Source organism: Lentzea xerophila (assembly GCF_051094245.1).
Lineage (GTDB): Bacteria > Actinomycetota > Actinomycetes > Mycobacteriales > Pseudonocardiaceae > Lentzea > Lentzea xerophila.
Genome location: NZ_CP194934.1, coordinates 2331384 through 2349504 on the forward strand (window position 1 = coordinate 2331384; position 18121 = coordinate 2349504).

Annotated in this window: 17 protein-coding genes and 1 riboswitch; of the genes, 11 read left to right on the forward strand and 6 right to left on the reverse strand. The window is 69.6% G+C overall.

The features are described from left to right. Positions 1 to 12: 12 nt before the first annotated feature. Positions 13 to 187, reverse strand: a riboswitch (cobalamin riboswitch). Positions 188 to 235: 48 nt separating this feature from the next. Next, entirely contained in the window at positions 236 to 886 is a 651-nt protein-coding gene (locus ACRSBM_RS11525; protein WP_434442789.1) for a (2Fe-2S)-binding protein, read from the reverse strand. An 83-nt stretch (positions 887 to 969) separates the two neighbouring features. Between ACRSBM_RS11525 and ACRSBM_RS11530 the strand changes: the two genes are divergently transcribed. The 5 genes from ACRSBM_RS11530 (at position 970) to ACRSBM_RS11550 (ending at position 2939) form a co-directional block, all read left to right on the forward strand. Next, positions 970 to 1125, forward strand: a complete 156-nt coding sequence (locus tag ACRSBM_RS11530; RefSeq protein ID WP_434442790.1) for a helix-turn-helix domain-containing protein — start codon at positions 970 to 972, stop codon at positions 1123 to 1125. Continuing rightward, on the forward strand, positions 1056 to 1334 hold the full coding sequence (locus tag ACRSBM_RS11535) for a zinc ribbon domain-containing protein (RefSeq protein ID WP_434442792.1): 279 nt from the start codon (positions 1056 to 1058) through the stop codon (positions 1332 to 1334). The genes ACRSBM_RS11530 and ACRSBM_RS11535 overlap by 70 nt, the downstream gene beginning before the upstream one ends. A 157-nt stretch (positions 1335 to 1491) precedes the next feature. Beyond that, the gene (locus ACRSBM_RS11540) at positions 1492 to 1755 is read left to right on the forward strand and encodes a phosphoribosyl-ATP diphosphatase (RefSeq protein WP_086667212.1); all 264 of its coding nucleotides are present in this window, start codon (positions 1492 to 1494) and stop codon (positions 1753 to 1755) included. Between the two features lie 15 nt (positions 1756 to 1770). Continuing rightward, positions 1771 to 2631, forward strand: a complete 861-nt coding sequence (gene hisG / locus ACRSBM_RS11545) for an ATP phosphoribosyltransferase (protein ID WP_434442794.1) — start codon at positions 1771 to 1773, stop codon at positions 2629 to 2631. Further along, positions 2628 to 2939, forward strand: coding sequence for an antibiotic biosynthesis monooxygenase family protein (locus tag ACRSBM_RS11550; RefSeq protein ID WP_434442796.1), 312 nt, complete (start codon positions 2628 to 2630; stop codon positions 2937 to 2939). The genes hisG and ACRSBM_RS11550 overlap by 4 nt, the downstream gene beginning before the upstream one ends. Here ACRSBM_RS11550 and ACRSBM_RS11555 read toward each other — a convergent pair. Next, on the reverse strand, positions 2900 to 3514 hold the full coding sequence (locus tag ACRSBM_RS11555) for a phosphoribosyltransferase (protein ID WP_434442797.1): 615 nt from the start codon (positions 3512 to 3514) through the stop codon (positions 2900 to 2902). The two genes, ACRSBM_RS11550 and ACRSBM_RS11555, sit on opposite strands and share 40 nt — an antisense overlap. 180 nt (positions 3515 to 3694) lie before the next feature. On the opposite strand from ACRSBM_RS11555, the gene ACRSBM_RS11560 reads away from it, so the two are divergent. From ACRSBM_RS11560 to ACRSBM_RS11570, 3 genes are read left to right on the forward strand one after another with little or no spacing between them, the layout of a single operon-like run. Further along, positions 3695 to 5755 carry a CHAT domain-containing protein gene (locus ACRSBM_RS11560; protein ID WP_434442799.1) on the forward strand — a complete coding sequence of 687 codons (2061 nt, stop codon included), beginning with the start codon at positions 3695 to 3697 and terminating at the stop codon, positions 5753 to 5755. Next, the gene (locus ACRSBM_RS11565; RefSeq protein ID WP_434442800.1) at positions 5752 to 8373 is read left to right on the forward strand and encodes an ATP-binding protein; all 2622 of its coding nucleotides are present in this window, start codon (positions 5752 to 5754) and stop codon (positions 8371 to 8373) included. The genes ACRSBM_RS11560 and ACRSBM_RS11565 overlap by 4 nt, the downstream gene beginning before the upstream one ends. A gap of 13 nt (positions 8374 to 8386) precedes the next feature. Further along, positions 8387 to 9634 (forward strand): alpha/beta fold hydrolase, encoded by a 1248-nt coding sequence (locus ACRSBM_RS11570; RefSeq protein ID WP_434442801.1) that lies wholly within the window; start codon positions 8387 to 8389, stop codon positions 9632 to 9634. A 376-nt stretch (positions 9635 to 10010) separates the two neighbouring features. Here the strand turns inward: ACRSBM_RS11570 and ACRSBM_RS11575 are convergent, their stop codons facing one another. Together ACRSBM_RS11575 and ACRSBM_RS11580 are read right to left on the reverse strand one after the other, a co-directional pair. Continuing rightward, the gene (locus ACRSBM_RS11575) at positions 10011 to 10781 is read right to left on the reverse strand and encodes a thioesterase family protein (protein WP_434442802.1); all 771 of its coding nucleotides are present in this window, start codon (positions 10779 to 10781) and stop codon (positions 10011 to 10013) included. Continuing rightward, positions 10781 to 11638, reverse strand: coding sequence for a RecB family exonuclease (locus ACRSBM_RS11580; RefSeq protein ID WP_434442804.1), 858 nt, complete (start codon positions 11636 to 11638; stop codon positions 10781 to 10783). Before ACRSBM_RS11580 ends, ACRSBM_RS11575 begins: the two co-directional genes overlap by 1 nt. Positions 11639 to 11710: 72 nt before the next feature. On the opposite strand from ACRSBM_RS11580, the gene ACRSBM_RS11585 reads away from it, so the two are divergent. Both ACRSBM_RS11585 and ACRSBM_RS11590 read left to right on the forward strand, forming a co-directional pair. Then, a complete protein-coding gene (locus tag ACRSBM_RS11585; protein ID WP_434442805.1) occupies positions 11711 to 12829 on the forward strand; it encodes a site-2 protease family protein in 1119 nt (372 codons plus the stop codon). Positions 12830 to 12844: 15 nt separating this feature from the next. After that, positions 12845 to 13669 carry a tRNA (adenine-N1)-methyltransferase gene (locus tag ACRSBM_RS11590; protein ID WP_434453054.1) on the forward strand — a complete coding sequence of 275 codons (825 nt, stop codon included), beginning with the start codon at positions 12845 to 12847 and terminating at the stop codon, positions 13667 to 13669. Between the two features lie 168 nt (positions 13670 to 13837). On the opposite strand, the gene ACRSBM_RS11595 is transcribed toward ACRSBM_RS11590, so the two are convergent. Further along, complete coding sequence (locus ACRSBM_RS11595; protein WP_434442807.1) at positions 13838 to 14677, reverse strand: hypothetical protein; 840 nt, start codon at positions 14675 to 14677, stop codon at positions 13838 to 13840. A 40-nt stretch (positions 14678 to 14717) separates the two neighbouring features. Then, entirely contained in the window at positions 14718 to 15563 is an 846-nt protein-coding gene (locus tag ACRSBM_RS11600) for a hypothetical protein (RefSeq protein WP_434442809.1), read from the reverse strand. A 716-nt stretch (positions 15564 to 16279) separates the two neighbouring features. Between ACRSBM_RS11600 and arc the strand changes: the two genes are divergently transcribed. Then, on the forward strand, positions 16280 to 18079 hold the full coding sequence (gene arc, locus ACRSBM_RS11605) for a proteasome ATPase (protein ID WP_434442810.1): 1800 nt from the start codon (positions 16280 to 16282) through the stop codon (positions 18077 to 18079). Positions 18080 to 18121 lie beyond the last annotated feature (42 nt).

Here is an 18121-nt window from a genome sequence, read left to right on the forward strand (position 1 = left end):
TGGAAGGTCAACTCTCCTTGCGGCGCCGCAGCCGGTCTCCTGACTCCCGGATCAACGCTGCCCCCGCGTCTTCCCAGCCCCTCGCGGGACCAGTGACGTGCTCGGCGGGGATCGCTTCCCGGTCACAGTGGCGAGGACCGCGCCGGATTCACACCGGCTTCCCGTCACTGCGGCGCGAGCACCGTAAGTTGAGCGGCCCGTTAAGCACAACCGGCCATAAGAGTTGTTGCGTCGCTCACTTCACGAGCGGACAGTCGCCACACTTCCCACCTGCGGCGACGCGGTAGTAAAGGCAACAGCTCCTGCGCCGGAACGTGACCTCGCCGGGGAAGGGGATGAATTCTCCCGCGTGTTCGAACGGCGGTGCGCTCATGAGCCGTTCGCCACGTTCTTCCGCTTCCTCCGCGGTGAGCATCCGTGCGCGCACAACCATTTTCAGCGCGCCGGCGATGTTCGACATCGCGTTGCCCCACAACAATCCGCGCGCCACCGGCGTGACGGCCTGAATCGCGTCCACCACGGGTTCGAGCGCCTCCGCGGCGTCCGGGCCCAGTCGCGGTGCGTCGATGCGGACGCTCAGGCCGTTCGTCATGTCGTGACGCCACCAGAGGTTCTCCGGCCGTACGTCGATCGGGAGGTTCGCGGCCGTGAGCGGGCTGAGCAGCCGCGCGGTGTAGCTGAGGAAGAACAGGCTCGCCGCCACGCGCGGTTCCTCCGCTTTGTACCGGATCGCGATGGCGTCGATCGTGGTTTTGAGGGCGGGGCCGTCGAGCAGCGCTGTTCCCGGCAGCCACGAGTCGTCCGGACGGCCCACGTCGAGCGCGAAGAACGGGTTGATGCCGCGCACCCGGCGCAGCGCTGCGAGTACCTCCGCGAACTCCGACACGAAGTTCACGCTACTGGGTGCGATCTTCCGCGCGAGCAGCGGCGATGTGATCAGGGCAGGCTTCTCTCCGTCAACTTGAAGTCATGAGGACGGCGTACCGTTGCCGGGCCTACCCCGATGCTGAACAGATCGCGGTGCTCAACCGCACGTTCGGCTGTGTGCGCTTGGTGTGGAACAAGACCCTTGCCGAGCGGACCCACCGCTACCGCACGGAGGGCAAGCCAACCTCGTCGAGTTGACGTTGTCGGTTCAACGCTGGACGTGTCCGGAATGCCGTGCCCGGCACGACCGGGACCTCAACGCGGCGAAGAACATCCTTGCGGCTGGTCGAGCCGTAGCCCAAGACGATTCGGGCGAGGCCTGTGGAGCTGATGTGAGACGGCGAGGGCTCGCCCTTCCGCAGTTGGCGTTGAAACAGGAATCCCGTGTCGCGAGGCACACCTCATAGGCGGTATCCGGGACGACCCGGATGGGACTCCTCACTCTTCTGGGCGAGGAGGAAGTCAAGCTACTGGGTGTCCATGCAGGACAGATCACGTCCACGGCCTGGGACGAAGGTGACCGCGGTGTGGACGGGGGTCCGGGAGATGGGAGAATGTCACGTCGTGAAGACCTTCGACTCCCTGTTCGCCGAACTGACCGAACGAGCCGCCACCAAGCCGGCGGGTTCCGGCACCGTCGCAGCGCTCGAGGCCGGCGTCCATGCGCAGGGCAAGAAGGTCCTGGAGGAGGCGGGCGAGGTCTGGATCGCCGCCGAGTACGAGTCGGACGAGAAGCTCTCCGAGGAGATCTCGCAGCTGCTCTACCGCCTCCAGGTGCTCATGCTGGGCCGCGGCCTGACCCTCGAAGACGTCTACAAGTACCTCTGAGCGGAAGACTCCCACATGCTGCGCGTAGCAGTCCCGAACAAGGGCGCGCTCGCCGAACGCGCCTCCGCCATGCTCACCGAGGCCGGTTACCGGCAGCGGCACGAGCCCCGCGACCTCACCGTGCTCGACCCGAACAACGAGGTCGAGTTCTTCTTCCTGCGCCCCAAGGACATCGCGATCTACGTGGCGTCCGGCGACCTCGACCTCGGCATCACCGGCCGCGACCTGGCCGCCGACTCGGGCGCCGACGACAACGGCTCCTCGGTCGAGGAGCTGCTGGCACTGGGCTTCGGCTCGTCGACCTTCCGCTACGCCGGGCCTCGCGGCACCGACTGGAAGGTCTCCGACCTGGAGGGCAAGCGCCTCGCCACCGCGTATCCGAAGCTGGTGGGCCGCGACCTCAAGGCCCGCGGCATCACCGCGCAGGTGATCCGCCTCGACGGCGCCGTCGAGATCTCGATCCAGCTGGGCGTGGCCGACCTGATCGCCGACGTCGTGGGCTCCGGCCGGACGTTGCGGCAGCACGACCTGGTGCCGTTCGGCGAGCCGATCTGCGAGTCGGAGGCGGTCCTGATCCACCGCAACGGCTCGGAGCTGACCGCCGCCAAGAAGCAGCTGACCGCGCGCCTGCAGGGCGTCGTGTTCGCGCAGCAGTACCTGATGCTCGACTACGACTGCCCGCGTTCGATCCTCGACCAGGCCATCGCGCTGACCCCGGGCCTCGAGTCACCGACGGTCGCGCCGCTGGCCAACCCCGAGTGGGCGGCCGTGCGGGCGATGGTGTCGCGCAAGGAGGCGAACAAGGTGATGGACGAGCTGGCCGCGATCGGCGCCAAGGCCGTGCTGGCCTCGGACATCAGGTTCTGCCGCCTGTGATCACGGAGCACGCCCTGCTCGACGTCCTGCCGGGATCCGAGCAGGACTTCGAGTGGGCGTTCGGCGAGGCGCGGGAGCTGATCTCCGCCTCGCCGGGCTTCCGCGGCCTCGAACTGCTGCGGTGCCTGGAGACGCCATCGCGCTACCTGCTGCTGGTGCGGTGGGAGTCGGTCGAGGCGCACACGGTCGGCTTCCGGCAGGGCCCGTCCTATGAGCGCTGGTCGTCGTTGCTGCACAGGTTCTACTCGCCGTTCCCCGTGGTGGAGCACTACTCCAGCGCGCTGAGCACCTCGTCGTCCGTGGTCTGATCGAACCGTTCGTACCAGCGGCTCACCGCGCCGAAGTGCTTCGGGACCAGGATGGCGACGATCGGCGTCGTGAAGGCGCGGAGTGACTCTCTGGCGGCCACCGGAACGGCGAGGGTGACGCTCTTCGGTCCGCGCTCGGTGATCCACTTCAGGGCCGCCCTGGCCGTGACGCCCGTGGCCAGGCCGTCGTCGACGAGGATCACGTCGCGGTCCCTGATGGCGAGCGGTTTGTCCCGGCGGTAGAGGGCTGTGCGCCTGGCGGCTTCGGCGCGTTCCCGGTCGCAGGTGTGGCCCAGCTGTTCTTCGGTCAGGTTCAGGGCCCTGAGCACTTTCGCGTCGTAGAACGGCTCGCTGTCCGCCGTGACGGCGCCGACGCCGTACTCGGGGTGGCCAGGGGCACCGATCTTGCGCGCCACCACGACGTCGAGCTCGGCGTCGAGGTGCGTGGCCACCTCTTTCGCCACCGGGACGCCGCCTCGGGGCAGGCCCAGGACCAGCGGGTCGTGCCACGGTTGGGTGGCGAGGCGCGCGGCGAGGGCGCGGCCCGCCTCCTGCCGGTTCGCGAACCTCTTCACAGTTCCATCGACGCTACGCCTTTTCCGGCTGCGTCAAAAAGGCCGAACTTCGCCCAAGCCACTACGGGAGGAATTCTACCCGTATCTGTACTCCATTCGAGCTATCTTCCTCGCCGTGCCGTCACGTACCCACCGTTGAGCCGGATAGCTCAAGCACACGGCAGTACGGGGTGGTTTCTCATGGCTGCGGACTTGGAACTGGGCCTCATCTGGGATCCGGACCAGCAGAACTTCGAGGTCAGCCTGCGGCTTGTCGCTCCAGGAGTCGACCAGATGGCGCCGCCCTTGCGCAGCGCCGTGAAGATCGATGTGGACGAACTCGCGGGATTGACGCACGACGAGTCGGCCTACGGTGCCCGGCTGAGCGAGATGTTGTTCGCGGAGCCCAAGGTCGAGGAGTTCCGCAGGAAGGCATTGTCGCTGGCGCGGGAAAACGAGGTACATCTGCGGCTGCACATCCACGGACCGGCCGAATACCACGGTCTGCGCTGGGAGTTGTTGCGCGCACCCGGTGAGGACGGCCTGCCTCTGGCCACGGCCGGCAATGTGTGGTTCTCGCGATTTCTCAGCAGTTTGGACTGGACGCCCATCCGCGTGCGCACCAGACCGGAGCGGCGGGCGCTGGTCGTCATCGGGGCGCCCTCCGACGCCGAGGAGTTCGGGCTCGCGGCGGTGGACGTGCGGGCAGAGACGGAGCGGGCGAGAGCCGCCCTGCAGGGCTACCAGGTCGACGTCCTCGGTGGTGGCGGCAGCGCGAGTCTGGTCCGGATGTTCGAGCAGTTCGAGAAGCACGAGTACGAGGTCCTCTACCTCGTCGCGCACGGCAAGCTGATCGACGACGAGCCACATCTGGTCCTGGAGAAGGCCGACGGGACTCGGGCACGGGTGGACGGTCTGCGCCTCGCGGAACGCATCCACGGCCTGGAACATCCGCCCACGCTGGCGATGCTGTTGTCGTGCCGGTCGGCCGACGCCGGAACCACGGTTCCGCTCGCGGGCATGGGGCCGCGCATCTCCGCCGCGGGCATCCCGGCCGTGATCGCGATGCAGGGTGACGTCACGATGGAGACCGCTGGCGTGTTCGCCAGCGCGTTCTTCAAATCCTTCCGGGACAGACCGATCGTCGACCGTGCCATGGCCAAGGCGAGGACGGCGGTGCGGGAGCGCCGGGACTGGTGGGCGCCCGTGCTGTTCTCCCGGCTGCGGTCGGGACGCGCGTACCTCGACGAGGCGTTCACCGCGCCGCCCAACGACATCTGGGAGGACTTCAGCGCCCTGATGGAGGCCGGGCAGGTCACGCCGGTGCTGGGGCCGGGCCTGACCGACGGGATTCTGGGCTCGCGCGCGGAGATCGCCCAGCGCTGGGTGAACCGGTGGCAGATGCCGATCGTGGCGCACGGCCGTGGCAACCTCGCCCAAGTGGCGCAGTACCTGCGTGTGCTGGGCAGAGCGCCGACGACCGTGCGGACCTATCTGCGCAAGTACCTGATGAGCGACATCATGGAACGAGTCGAGGTCGCCAGGGAGGGCGACCCGTTCCACGACCTTCCCGCGGAGGCGTTGCGCGGTGTCGACCCGCTGCCCGCTCTCATGGAGGTCGGGAAGCGGCGCTGGGCGGCGAACGAGAACGACCCCTACCGGATCGCGGCGGCACTGCCCGTGCCGGTCTTCTTCACCACGGGGTGGACGGACCTCCTGCAGGCCGCGATGCGGGCCCGCGGGAAGACGCCGCGGACGCTCGTCTTCCCCTGGTACCCGAGAGCGGGCTGGAAGGACGTCGAGGGTGCCGACGTCTTCGACTGGGAACCGCCCACCGAGGACAGTCCGTGGATCATGCAGTTGTTCGGCAGGCTGGACCAGCCCGACTCGCTCGTCCTGACCGAGGACGACTACTTCACGTGGCTGGGCCGGTGGATCGAGAACCGGCCGGTGCTGTCCGAGCACCTGTCGGAGTTCTCCAGCGCGCTGATCGAGAACTCGTTGCTCTTCGTCGGCTACCAGTTGCGGGACTGGGACTTCCAGGTCGTGTTCCGCGGCATCCAAAGTTTCGGCGGCGCCGACCTGCTGCTGCAGCGACAGCACATCGGGGTGCAGCTGATGCCCGAGGTGGACGTGATCGAACCCGAGGCCGCACGGCGCTACCTCAAGTCCTATCTGAAGAACAGCAACGTCGAGATCTTCTGGAACGACGCGGAGAGCTTCCTCGCGGAACTGCGTGAGCAGACGGGAGTGACGCCGTGATCCTGGCCAACCCGTACATCGGTCCGCGGGCGTTCAGGCCGGGGGAGGAGCTGCCGAACCGGGAACGCACCGCCGTCGCACTCGCCAACCACCTGATCGCCGAACGGATCGTGCTCATCCACGCCCCGTCGGGTGCCGGCAAGACGTCGCTCGTCCAGACGTCGCTCACCTACCTGTTGCAGAACCGCGGGTTCACCCCGACCAAGGCCCTGCGGGTGAACTTCACCCCACCGGCCGGCGTGACCGTCGGCAACAGGTACGTGGCCGGGCTCGCGCTCGACCTGCTGGGGCCGGAGGCGGACCTGGGGCACGTGCACCTGGAGGACGCCCTTGCCGGGCTCTCCGAGCAAAAGCGCCCGGTGCTCATCATCGACCAGCTCGAGGAGGTCCTCACCCTCGACCGCACCGACGTCGCAATGAAGATCGACTTCTTCCGCCAGCTGGGTGAGGTGCTCGAAAACCGCGGCCTGTGGGCGTTGCTGGCCATCCGCGAGGACTACCTGGGCGCCTTGGACCGCTATCTTCGTTACCTGCCAGGACATCTGCGCAGCCGGTGCCGGCTCGACTTCCTCCAGCGCGACGACGCGCTGGCCGCGATCCAGAAACCCGCCACGGGTCAGGGCGTCCAGTTCACCGCCGACGCTGCGCAGGCGCTGGTGGACCGCCTGGACGTCGCGGGCTACGTCGAGCCGTTCCAACTGCAGGTCGCGTGCCGGCAGCTGTGGAAGGACTGGCGCCGGGAGCGTGGCGACAACTACCTTGTGATCGCGCATCGCGACGTGCGGAGCTTCGACCTCGACCGAGCCCTGAGCAGGTACTACGCGCAGTCCATGGCGGACGTCGCCAAACAGTTCGGGATCGAGCAGCGGGTCGTGCGCGACTGGTTCGAGGAAGCGCTCATCACGCCGCAGCGCCTGCGCAACCAGAGCACGACCGGACCGCTGGCGGGGGAGAGGGGCAGGGAGATCCTCGCCCGGCTGGAGGGCATGTACCTGGTGCGCAGCGACGAGCGCGCCGGCACCGAGTGGTTCGAGCTCTCCCACGACCGGCTCGTCGGCGCCGTGCTGGAGGACAACCAGGCGTGGCAGCTGCGCAACCTGCCCGGCTGGCAGGTCGCCGCGTACGAGTGGAAGCGCAAGGGCAGGGCACGCGGTTTCCTGTACCCGGAGAACAAGCTCGGCACCGCGCCGCCCCTCTCGGCGCCGTACCTGCTCGACCACGAGCGCGCGTACCTGGAGGAGTCGTGGCGGGAAGCCGCGCTGAACGCGGGTTCCCGGTCGAAGCTGGTCCTCGCGAACGTCGAACTGGAAGAAGACGTCCTGACGCTCAACGGCGTCGACGTCGACACCAGCGGCTACCTGTTCCCGCGGTTGCCGCTGCGGGAGCTGGCGGAGGCCGCCCGCGGTACGGACCTGAGCTCTCCGTTCCTGGACGCGATGCGCCGGAGGTCGGAAGCCGACGAGGCGCACCTCGGTGTCTCGTTCGTCGACGATCCCAACGACCTGGCCGAGACCGGGTGGGGCCTGCTCTACGCCGAGGACACGGACTCCGCGATCCTGGAGGCGCTGGCGCCCCTGCGTGATCTGCGAAGGCGGCAGGCCGGCGAGCGCTACCGCGAGCTCGTGGTGCACGAAGGCGAGTCCCCCGGCACCTTCCTCGCCCGCAACGGGATGGGGCCCGGCCCGGCCGATCCCCGCCGGGTTCCGTACTACCTGCTGATCGCGGGTCCGCCCCGGTCCATCCCCTTCGCGTTCCAGTACCAGCTCGACGTCGAGTACGCGGTCGGCAGGGCCGAGTTCGACACCGCCGCGGAGTACGCGGCGTACGCGGCCGCCGTGGTGTCGGCCGACCAGCGCGACCGTCGCCGGCCCGCGGTCCACGTCTTCGGCACGCGCAACGCGGGTGATCTGGCGACAGCGCTCAGCTCGTCGCGGCTGGCGGCGCCACTCGCCCAGGAGCTCCGCGACCTCGCGCCCGGCATGGAGGTCACCACCGACGTCGGTCCGTCGGCGACGAAGGCACGGCTGGCGGAGCTGCTCACCGACGGACCGCAGGTGTTGTTCACCGCGACGCACGGGCTCGGGCGCGAGGCGGGAGACGCCAGGGAGATCCAGGGAGCGCTGGTGTGCCAGGACTGGCCGGGCCCGATGGCCGCCGGCGCGCCGATCGCGGCGGGCCAGTACCTCGCCGCGAGTGACGTCACGAGCCCTCTCGCGCCGCGGGTCGTGTTCTCGTTCGCCTGCTACAGCGCGGGAGCACCGTGCGACGCGTACGTGTCCCGCCTTCCGCAGAGGATGCTGACCTCCGGCGTGCTGGGCTTCGTCGGCCACGTCGACAAGGCGTGGAGCTTCTCCTTCCGGTGGAAGGGGAACGAGCCCCAGATCACCGCCATGGTCGACACCGTGTTGAAACTCCACAAAGGACACCGGCTCGGCTACGCGATGGAGTCCGTCAACTCCCGCTGGGCGGCGATCGCGACCCAGCTGATCGTGACCCTCGACGAGATGCGCGTCGACGGGCGGATCGTCGACGACCGGCAGCTCGCGTGGCTGTGGACCGCGAGCAGCGATGCGCGCAACTACGTGGTGCTCGGTGACCCAGCCGTCCGCGCGTGGTGAAGGAGGAGGCCCGATGTCCAGGGAGAGCGTGCCGGGGCACGAGATCGACTACCACCTGCTCTCGTTCGACGAGGCCGGCCGTGAACGCGGCGGTGACAGCCGGGATGTGCTTCGTGAGGCGCGGAACGGGCCGACCGACGTGTTCGTGTTCAGCCACGGCTGGAACGGCGACGTGCCTGCCGCCCGCGAGCAGTACGGAACGTGGATCGCCACGATGGCCGGCTGCACCGAGGAGCGGCAGCGTGCGCACGACTCGGCGGGCGGGTTCAAGGCCCTGCTGATCGGACTCCACTGGCCGAGCAAGGCGTGGGGAGACGAGGAGATCGGCTCGGCGTCGTTCGCCGCGGGCGCTGGGACGAGTCCGGAGACGCTCGTGCGGCTCAGCGCTGAACGGCTCGGTGGCGGTGGGGCTCGGCAGGCCGCGGTGCGCACGATCGTCGACGCCGCGCTGGACGACGCCGCGCCGGTCACGTTGCCGCCGCGGGTCCGGGAGGCCTACGAGTTCCTGGACGCGGCGGACCCCGACCTCCCCGGCGAACACGACCGGGCGCCGTTCGACGCGGAGCAGCTCTACCAGGGGTGCCTGATGGAGGACGAGGCCTCGTTCGGAGACTTCTCGCTCGGCGGCGTGCTTGCGCCGCTTCGGGTGCTGACGTTCTGGAAGATGAAGAAGCGCGCCCGCGTCTTCGGCGAGAGCGGCGCCGCCGGCCTGCTGCGCGATCTGCGGCAGGCGGCACCACGGGCGCGGATCCACCTGATGGGGCACAGCTTCGGATGCATCGTCGTCTCCGCCGCGGTGCTGCGGGCGGACGGCCCCGTCGCGACGATGGCGCTCGTGCAGGGGGCGATGTCGCTGTGGTCGTTCTGCGCGGAGATCCCGGGCGAACGCGGGCGTGGCGGCTACTTCCGGTCCGTCGTCGCGGACAGGCGCGTCACCGGGCCGGTGCTCGTCACGACGTCGCCGTTCGATCGCGCGGTCGGGCGGTTCTACCCGCTGGGCGCCTGGTCGGCGAACCACGTGGACTTCGGCCCGGAGGAGTTGCCGAGGTACGGAGCGATCGGAGCGCACGGGGTGCGCGGGCCGGGCGTCGAGGTGGTGGACCACTCTGACGTGCGGACGGTCGGCGAGCTCGCGCCGGGGCGCGTCCACAACATCGACGCCGGGACGATCGTGGCCACCGGAGATGGCATCGCCGGCGCGCACAACGACATCTGCCACCCCGAGCTGGGACGGCTCATCTGGCGCGCGGCACGGCCGTGACGAGCGGTCGCCGGTGAGCGGGTTGGGCCACGCCGGGGACGGCTCCGTGCTGTCACGAGGCAAGGCGGCGAACGGCTGGCGAGTCGTGGTCCGACGGCCAGAAACCGCTGTCACGCGCGGGTTCCGTGTTCGCCGAGCGGGTCCGCCGCATAGGGTGGCCCAGGTGGTCGGCGGCTTACCAGGGTGGCGTCGCCCGCGTGCTTCAAGGTGCGGCCGAGGTGGTCGTTGGCCTACCTCCACGGGCAGCTCCACTGGTCGCCCGCGCACCTCAGCAGGTGGTCCCGGCCCGCCTCAACGGGTGACTCCGGCGGTCGCCCACGCACCTCGCGACGGCCCGGAGCGGCGGTCGTCAAACCGCGATCCCACCGCAGAGGTATCAGCGCTCCCGCACGAACAGCGCCTGCGCCGTCGTCCCCACCGGACCTTCCGCGTCGTGCACCACGCTGGTCGCCAGGCCGACCCCGGCCGGCCCGATGGTCGTCCGCGCGTCCATGCCGACCCACTCGCCGACGGGCGGGCGGTGCAGGTGCACGGTCAGGTCGGTGTTGATCGCGTACCACCTGCGGATGTCCAAACGGGACGAGACGCCGCTGGCCGAGTCGACGACGGCGAACAGGCACTCCAGCGGTGACGGCTCGAAGCCCTCGACGACGGCCACGCGCGGGCGGGCCCACACCTGGGCGTCGCCCGGCGTGAAGATGCCGCCCGACAGCGAATGCCACTCGACGGCGGCCAGGTAGCCGCCGCCCCAGTGGTCCGGGATCTCCATCGGCACGGCGGTCGTGGGCGGTGCCAGCCGGTCGACGGTGCCGCCGGCGACGGTCGTGGTGTCCGAGCCGGCGATGCGCCACGCACGCGCTGTCAGCACCGCACGGCCCTCATGGGAGAGCGAGGCCGCGTGCAGTTCCACGGAACGGCCGGGGCGTTCGACCGAAGTGGACACTGTGAGGTCGGCCACCGGGACCGGGCCGAGCACCTCGAACGTGACGCGCGCCAGGACCGACGAGGGGGTGCCCAGCGCCAGCAGGGAGCGGACCAGCAAGGCCGAGGGTGGGCCGAGGTGCTGGCTGTCCGGGCCCCACGGGCCGACGGTGTGCGAGGTGGAGCGGAACGTGTCGTCGCCCAGCGGCAGGTAGAAGGCCGGCATCAGTCGCGGTCCTTCAGGGGCTCGGTGTCGTCGGGCTCGGGCCAGCCGGGGTAGGGCGGCGGGGTGCCGTCGAACGCCGGGCAGAACGCCTTGTGGTCGCAGTAGTCGCACAGGCGGCTGCGGTTCGGGCGGAAGTCGCCGGTCGGGGCCGCGCGCATGATGGCCTGCCAGATCGCGTCAAGGGTGCGCTCGAAGCGGGCCAGCTCGGCCTCGTCCGGGGTGTAGGCGAGGGCCTGGCGGTCGGCGAGGTACATCAGGCGGAGCTGGCGGGGGACGACGCCGCGCAGCTTCCACAGGACCAGGGCGTAGAACTTCATCTGGAACAACGCCTTCGCCTCGCCCACCTCGCGGGGGGCGGCGCCGGTCTTGTAGTCGACGACGCGGATCTCACCCGTCGGGGCCACGTCGACGCGGTCGATGTAGCCGCGCAGCAGCACGCCGGACGGCAGTTCGGACTCCACGAGCAGCTCGCGCGACTCCGGCTCCAGGCGGCGGGGATCCTCGAGGCCGAAGTAGCCGTCGAGCAGCTTGGTGGCGGACGCGAGCCATTCCGCCTCCTCCTCGCTGCCCTCGACCTCGAAGAGGGACGCGAACTCCGGGCGCTCGGCCTTCACGCGCTCCCAGGCCGGCGTGATCATCGAACGGGCCCGGTCCGGCACGCGTTCGGCGGCGGGCAGCGCGAACAGGTCCTCCAGCACCGCGTGCACCACCGTGCCGCGCACCTGCGCCTTCGTCGGCTTCTCCGGCAGCCGGTCGACCGCGCGGAACCGGTAGAGCAGCGGGCACTGCTTGAAGTCCCCTGCCCGGGAAGGCGAGAGCGCGGGCCTGCGCAACGTGGTGCTCATGGTTCGCACCATAGGACAGGGGTCTGACAATCCCGCGCGGGCCACCGAACCGCGAGATCACATCCGCGGCTCTACAGTGCTCCCGTGGCCGCGCGGATCAGCGAACGAGAGGGCGGCCTGCTGCTGTTCCGGGTGGCGGGCATCCCGGTGTTGCTCGCGCCGTCGTGGTGGATCGGCTCGGCGATCGTGGTGGCCTTCTACGCGCCGCTCGTCGACGACCTGGCCCCCGGCACGCCGCCGGGAGCCGGGCTGCTGCTGGCCGCGCTGTTCGCGGTCTTCCTCGGACTGTCGGTGCTCGCGCACGAGCTCGGCCACTGCGTCGCGGCGCTGCGGCTCGGCCTGCCGGTCAGAAGACTGCGGCTGTTCCTGCTGGGCGGGTCGTCCGAGATCATGCGCACGCCCGGCAAACCCAGCCACGAGGGCGTGGTCGCGGGTGCCGGACCTGTCGTGTCCGTGGCGCTGGCGGTCGTCTTCGGCATCGGCGCGCTGGTCATGAGACAGGGCGACGTCCTGTGGGTGCTGGTCTTCCAGATCGCCGCCGCGAACGCCGCCGTCGCGATCTTCAACCTCCTGCCCGGCCTGCCGCTGGACGGAGGCCGCATCGTGAGGGCGGGTGTGTGGGCCGTCACCGGGAAACGAGCGACGGGCACGCGTGTCGCCGTGGTCGGTGGTGTCGCCGTCGCCGTCGCACTGGTGGTGTGGGCGCTTTTCGGCATCGTGGAAGGTGCGGAGGACCGTTGGCTGCGCTTCGGCGTGTGCGTGCTGACGGCGTGGGGCGTCATCGCCGGCGCTAGGAGCGAGCTCGCGAACGAACGCCGCCGCACCTGGCCCGCCGGAGTGACCCTCAACGACCTCATCCGCCCGGTGCTCCAGCTCCCGGCGGAAAGCCCCGTCAGGGACGCGCTGAGCACCTCGGCGGGCCGGGGCGTGGTGCTGGTGCGGGCGGACGGCGTCGCGGCCGGGCTGCTCGACGCGGTCGCGGCCGAGAAGCTCGCCGCCGCCAGTCCCTTCGCACCCGCCGAGCAGGCCGCGGAGCCGATCCGGCCCGAGACGGTACTGCTCGCCGACGAGCCCGGCGAGGAGATCGTGAAACAGGTCCAGAGCACCGCCGCGTGGCAGTTCCTCGTCGTCGACCTGGAGGGCCGGCCGGCCGGTGTGCTGCGCAGGGAGGACCTGCGTGCGGCCATTGAGAAGGGCGTTTGACACCATTGCGCGGTGATTAGCGCAAGTGGACCGTTCCAGCCGGGTGACCGGGTTCAGCTGACCGACCCCAAGGGGCGGCACTACACGGTCGTCCTCGAACCCGGCAAGGAGTACCACACCCACCGCGGCGCCATCCCGCACGACCTGCTGCTCGGGCAGCCGGAAGGGTCGGTGGTGCAGTCGGTCGGCGGCACGAACTTCCTGGCGCTGCGCCCGCTGCTGCCGGACTACGTGCTGTCCATGCCGCGGGGCGCGCAGGTGATCTACCCGAAGGACGCCGCACAGATCTGCATGTACGGCGACATCTTCCCGGGCGCGCGCGTCCTGGAGGCGGGGGCGGGCTCCGGCGCGTTGTCGTGTTCGCTGCTGCGCGCGGTGGGGGAGAAGGGCAGCGTCCAGTCCTACGAGGTGCGCGAGGACCACGCGGTCCACGCCATCCGCAACGTGGAGACGTTCTTCGGCGAGCGCCCCGGCAACTGGTCGATCACCGTCGACGACGTGAAGAACCACGAGGGCGAGGTCGACCGGGTCATCCTCGACATGCTCTCGCCGTGGGAGGTGCTGCCAACGATCGCGAAGAACCTCATCCCCGGCGGCGTCCTCGTCGTCTACGTCGCCACCACCACGCAGCTGTCCGTGGTCACCGAGGCGCTGCGCGAGCAGACCTGCTGGACCGAGCCCCACGCGTGGGAGACGCTCGTCCGCCCGTGGCACGTCGTCGGTCTCGCCGTGCGGCCGGAGCACCGGATGATCGGGCACACCGCGTTCCTGCTGACCGCGCGCAAGCTCGCGGACGGTGTGACGGCGCCCAGGCCGCAACGCCGGCCCAGCAAGGGCTGATCCTCGTCCGGTTTCCGGGCAAAAGATCGCCGTCCGGGTGTTCTCCCCGAGCGTGCTCGTGGCGCCGCCGACGTACGAGGCCGGTCGGGGCGTCCACGCAGTTCCCGTGAACCGCGCCAATGCCAAGGGCCTCGCACTTCACCGAAGTGCGAGGCCCTCCGCGTCAGCTCAGTTGCCTTCGAGCTTGTCGATGCCGCAGACCTTCCAGTCGCCGCCTTCTTTGGTCAGCTTGTAGATGATGGCGCCGGACATGACCTTGCCCGGGTTGGCCGGGTCCTCCAGTCCGGTGAGGCTCTGCTTGAACGTGCCGGTGCTGCCCGACGTCCTGACCTCCGAGACGGTGGCCTTGACGCTCGGGTTCGGCGCGGCGGACTGGGTCTTCAGCTTCGGGAACTCCGCCGTGCACACGAGTTCCTTGACGTCGCTCGGGTTGCTGTTGCCCGCGTGGACGCCCTTCAGGATCTTCTCGGTGAACTCCTCCGCCACCTCCTTGGCGGCGGAGTCACCGCCGCCGGACGAACTCTTCGACGACGGCGCGGTCGGCTTCGTGCTGCGGCCCGTCGGGTCCGTGTTCGTGTTGGTGTTCGACGACGCGGTGGTGGTGCTGCCCGAGTCGTCGCCGGAGAGCATGACGGCGGCCGTGACGCCGCCGCCGACGAGGACCAGCACGCCGACGATGACGCCGATGATCAGGCCGGTGTTGCTCTTCTTGGGCGGCGGAGGACCGCCGAACCCGCCGGGCTGGCCGTACGGCTGCTGGCCGTAGGGACCGGGCTGACCGTAAGGCTGCTGGCCGTACTGGCCCTGCTGCTGGAAGCCGCCGCTCGGCGGTCCCTGCTGGCCGAACGGGTCCTGCTGCGGCTGGCCGTACTGGCCGGGCTGCTGGCCGTAGCCGGGCGGCGGAGACTGGCCGGGCTGCTGCCCGTACCCCGGCGGCGGCTGGCCGTAGCCGGGTTGCTGGGGCGGCTGTTGCCCGTAGGGCCCCGGCTGCTGTGGCGGGTAGGTCATCGAAGTTCCCCCGAAGAAGGTGTGCGAATCCGGCTACAGGTCACTTGGGCGGCTGGACCTGGCCAGCCTCCGAGGCGAGCGTGCAGTACTTCCAGTCGCCGGAGACCTTCTTGAACTTGACCTCGGTGTCCGTGACCTTGCTCTGGCCGCTGTAGGACATCTCGATCTTGACCTTCACCTTCGCCTGGTCACCGGACACGGTCGCGTCGCCGACGGTCACCTTGGGCTTGAGCGTCTTGGCCAGCTCCTCGGCTGCCTTCCGCTGGTCGGCAGGAAGCTGCTCGAACTTCTTCTGCATCTCCCTGGCCTCGTCGACGACCTCCTTGCAGGCGAGCTTGGAGGCCTTGTCGATGTCGTTGTTGATCGCGAAGTACTCCTTCGCGACCTTCTTGACCTCGGCGGCCTCGTCGGAGCCGCTGCTACCCGAGTCGGACGTGTTGCTGCCCGAGTCCGACGCCGAGTTGCTGGAGCTGCTCGAGCTGTCGCCGGAGAGCATGACGGCGGCCGTGACGCCACCACCGACGAGCACCAGCACGCCGACGATGACGCCGACGATGAGGCCGGTGTTGCTCTTCTTGGGCGGCGGAGGACCGCCGAACCCGCCGGGCTGGCCGTACGGCTGCTGACCGTAGGGCTGCTGGCCGTAGGGACCGGGCTGACCGGGCTGGGGCTGGCCGTACTGACCCTGCTGCGGGAACCCGCCGCTCTGCGGTCCCTGCTGGCCGAACGGGTCCTGCTGCGGCTGGCCGTACTGGCCGGGCTGCTGGCCGTAGCCGGGCGGCGGCTGCTGGCCGTAACCCGGCTGCTGCGGCGGCTGCTGCCCGTACGGCCCGCCGGGCGGCGGCTGCTGCCCGTAGGGGCCGGGCTGCTGCGGCGGGTAGGTCATCGAAACTCCCCCGATGCGGATGAGGCGATCTTTTCGCTGGACATTGTGGTACTTCGCCGGCCAACTCGCGGCCGAATGGGACCTATCGACACGCGCGAGTGGTTATGCACACGCCGTGCGGTCGCGATCCGGTCGCGAGAAGGCCGTGTCTGATAACAATTGCGGCACCTCGACCGGGAATCGAGCGCGATGCACTGCGCTGTCGGGGTGGTGCGCCGGACGCGTCGGTGGAACCACCCGGTTGGCGGCACGCCCTCCGGTCGTACTGGAGTCCGGCTCGCGCGGGTCGTCCGGGAAACGCGGAGGAGGTGGGTCGCGGTGGGTGACCACCGATCGGAGCAGTCGATGGTCCACCTGGTGGGACGGCGGCGGATTGCCGCCCGTCGGCGGGCCGTGAGCCGCACCAGGCGTGTCCGCGGTCGTCCGCGGGTGGTCGCGGACAGTAGGGGCCGGGTGCCCGCACAGGTGCTCCCATGACCCCTCTCTTCGGACTTCTCGCAGGTCGGCTGGCGTGTCGCGGTGCGAAACGCCGATCGTGGTCGCTGGGACGCACCGTAGCGGGTGGGCCGCCGGACCGGACACCGAGATGGAGTAGTTGACCTCTCTTGGAGGCGTTGCCGTTGCGTCACACGAGCGAAGATGATGTTGTGGGTACCCCATTTTGTCGGTGATCGCCGGTACCGTAATCGGTACGAACACGGGAGGAGGGTGCCGACATGCAGCACGGTCATCCCGGCAGCCAACCCGATGAGGGTGGCGAGCTGAACCAGGGCAACAATTCTGCTGAGCTGACTGCGCAGATCAGGTTCCTCGAGGACGAGATCGCGTCGTTGCGTCGCAAGCTGACCGAGTCGCCGCGGCACACGCGGTTGCTCGAGCAGCGCTTGGCTGAGGCGACAGAGCGCGTCAGCCAGCTGACCGAGCGAAACACGAAGCTCATAGACACCCTCCGCGAAGCACGAAGCCAGCTGCTCGCGCTGCGTGAGGAGGTCGACCGGCTGGCCCAACCGCCCAGTGGGTACGGCGTCTTCATGGCGCGGTTCGACGACGGGACGGTGGACGTCTTCACCTCCGGCCGTCGCATGCGGGTCGCCGTGTCCCCGGCGGTCGAGCCGGAGAAGCTGAACTTCGGCCAGTCCGTGCGCCTCAACGAGGCGCTGACCGTCGTCGAGGCCGGCGGGTTCGAGCGGTCCGGCGAGGTCTGCGCGTTGCGGGAGGTGCTGACCGAGGACGACGGCCAGGACTCGATCGCCCGCGCGCTGGTCGTCGGCCACGCGGACGAGGAGAGGGTGGTCTGGCTCGCCCAGCCGCTGCTCGACTCGCCGCTGAAGCCCGGCGACTCGCTGCTGGTCGACTCGAAGGCGGGTTTCGCCTACGAACGGGTCCCCAAGGCCGAGGTCGAGGACCTCGTGCTCGAGGAGGTCCCGGACATCGACTACAACGACATCGGTGGCCTCTCCCGGCAGATCGAGCAGATCCGCGACGCCGTCGAGCTGCCGTTCCTGCACGCGGACCTGTTCCGCGAGTACGAGCTGCGCCCGCCCAAGGGCGTGCTGCTCTACGGCCCTCCCGGCTGCGGCAAGACGCTCATCGCCAAGGCGGTGGCGAACTCCCTGGCCAAGAAGGTGCGGGAGATCCGCGGCGAGACCGACAAGCAGGCCAAGTCCTACTTCCTCAACATCAAGGGCCCCGAGCTCCTCAACAAGTTCGTCGGTGAGACCGAGCGGCACATCCGCCTGATCTTCCAGCGGGCCAGGGAGAAGGCGTCCGACGGCACCCCGGTGATCGTGTTCTTCGACGAGATGGACTCGATCTTCCGCACCCGCGGCTCCGGTGTCTCGTCCGACGTCGAGACGACGATCGTGCCCCAGCTCCTCGCCGAGATCGACGGTGTCGAGGGCCTGGAGAACGTCATCGTCATCGGCGCCTCCAACCGCGAGGACATGATCGACCCGGCGATCCTCCGCCCCGGCCGCCTCGACGTGAAGATCAAGATCGAGCGACCGGACGCCGAGGGCGCGAAGGACATCTTCAACAAGTACCTGACGCCCAACCTCCCGCTACACGCCGACGACCTCGCCGAGTTCGGCGGGGACCCGAAGGCCTGCATCGAGGGCATGGTGCAGCACACCGTGGAGCGCATGTACGAGGAGTCCGAGGACAACCGGTTCCTGGAGGTCACCTACGCCAACGGTGACAAGGAGGTCCTGTACTTCCGCGACTTCAACTCCGGCGCCATGATCCAGAACATCGTCGACAGGGCGAAGAAGGCGGCGATCAAGTCGCTGCTCGACACCAAGCAGCCCGGCCTCTCGGTCCGGCACCTGCAGGCCGCCATCCTCGACGAGTTCGCCGAGAACGAGGACCTGCCGAACACGACGAACCCGGACGACTGGGCGCGCATCTCGGGCAAGAAGGGCGAGCGGATCGTCTACATCCGCACGCTCGTCACCGGGAAGAACCAGGACGCCGGCCGCGCGATCGACACGGCCACGAACACCGGCACGTACCTGTAGTACCGCTTCACCGAACCGCCCCGGTCGCTGCACACGGCCGGG

Coding starts and splice junctions, on each gene's coding strand:
- ACRSBM_RS11530 (WP_434442790.1), top strand. CDS start 970: ATGAGGACGGCGTACCGTTGCCGGGCCTACCCCGATGCTGAACAGATC.
- hisG (WP_434442794.1), top strand. CDS start 1,771: ATGCTGCGCGTAGCAGTCCCGAACAAGGGCGCGCTCGCCGAACGCGCC.
- ACRSBM_RS11560 (WP_434442799.1), top strand. CDS start 3,695: ATGGCTGCGGACTTGGAACTGGGCCTCATCTGGGATCCGGACCAGCAG.
- ACRSBM_RS11570 (WP_434442801.1), top strand. CDS start 8,387: ATGTCCAGGGAGAGCGTGCCGGGGCACGAGATCGACTACCACCTGCTC.
- ACRSBM_RS11575 (WP_434442802.1), bottom strand. CDS start 10,781: ATGCCGGCCTTCTACCTGCCGCTGGGCGACGACACGTTCCGCTCCACC.
- ACRSBM_RS11580 (WP_434442804.1), bottom strand. CDS start 11,638: ATGGTGCGAACCATGAGCACCACGTTGCGCAGGCCCGCGCTCTCGCCT.
- ACRSBM_RS11595 (WP_434442807.1), bottom strand. CDS start 14,677: ATGACCTACCCGCCACAGCAGCCGGGGCCCTACGGGCAACAGCCGCCC.
- ACRSBM_RS11600 (WP_434442809.1), bottom strand. CDS start 15,563: ATGACCTACCCGCCGCAGCAGCCCGGCCCCTACGGGCAGCAGCCGCCG.
- arc (WP_434442810.1), top strand. CDS start 16,280: ATGCAGCACGGTCATCCCGGCAGCCAACCCGATGAGGGTGGCGAGCTG.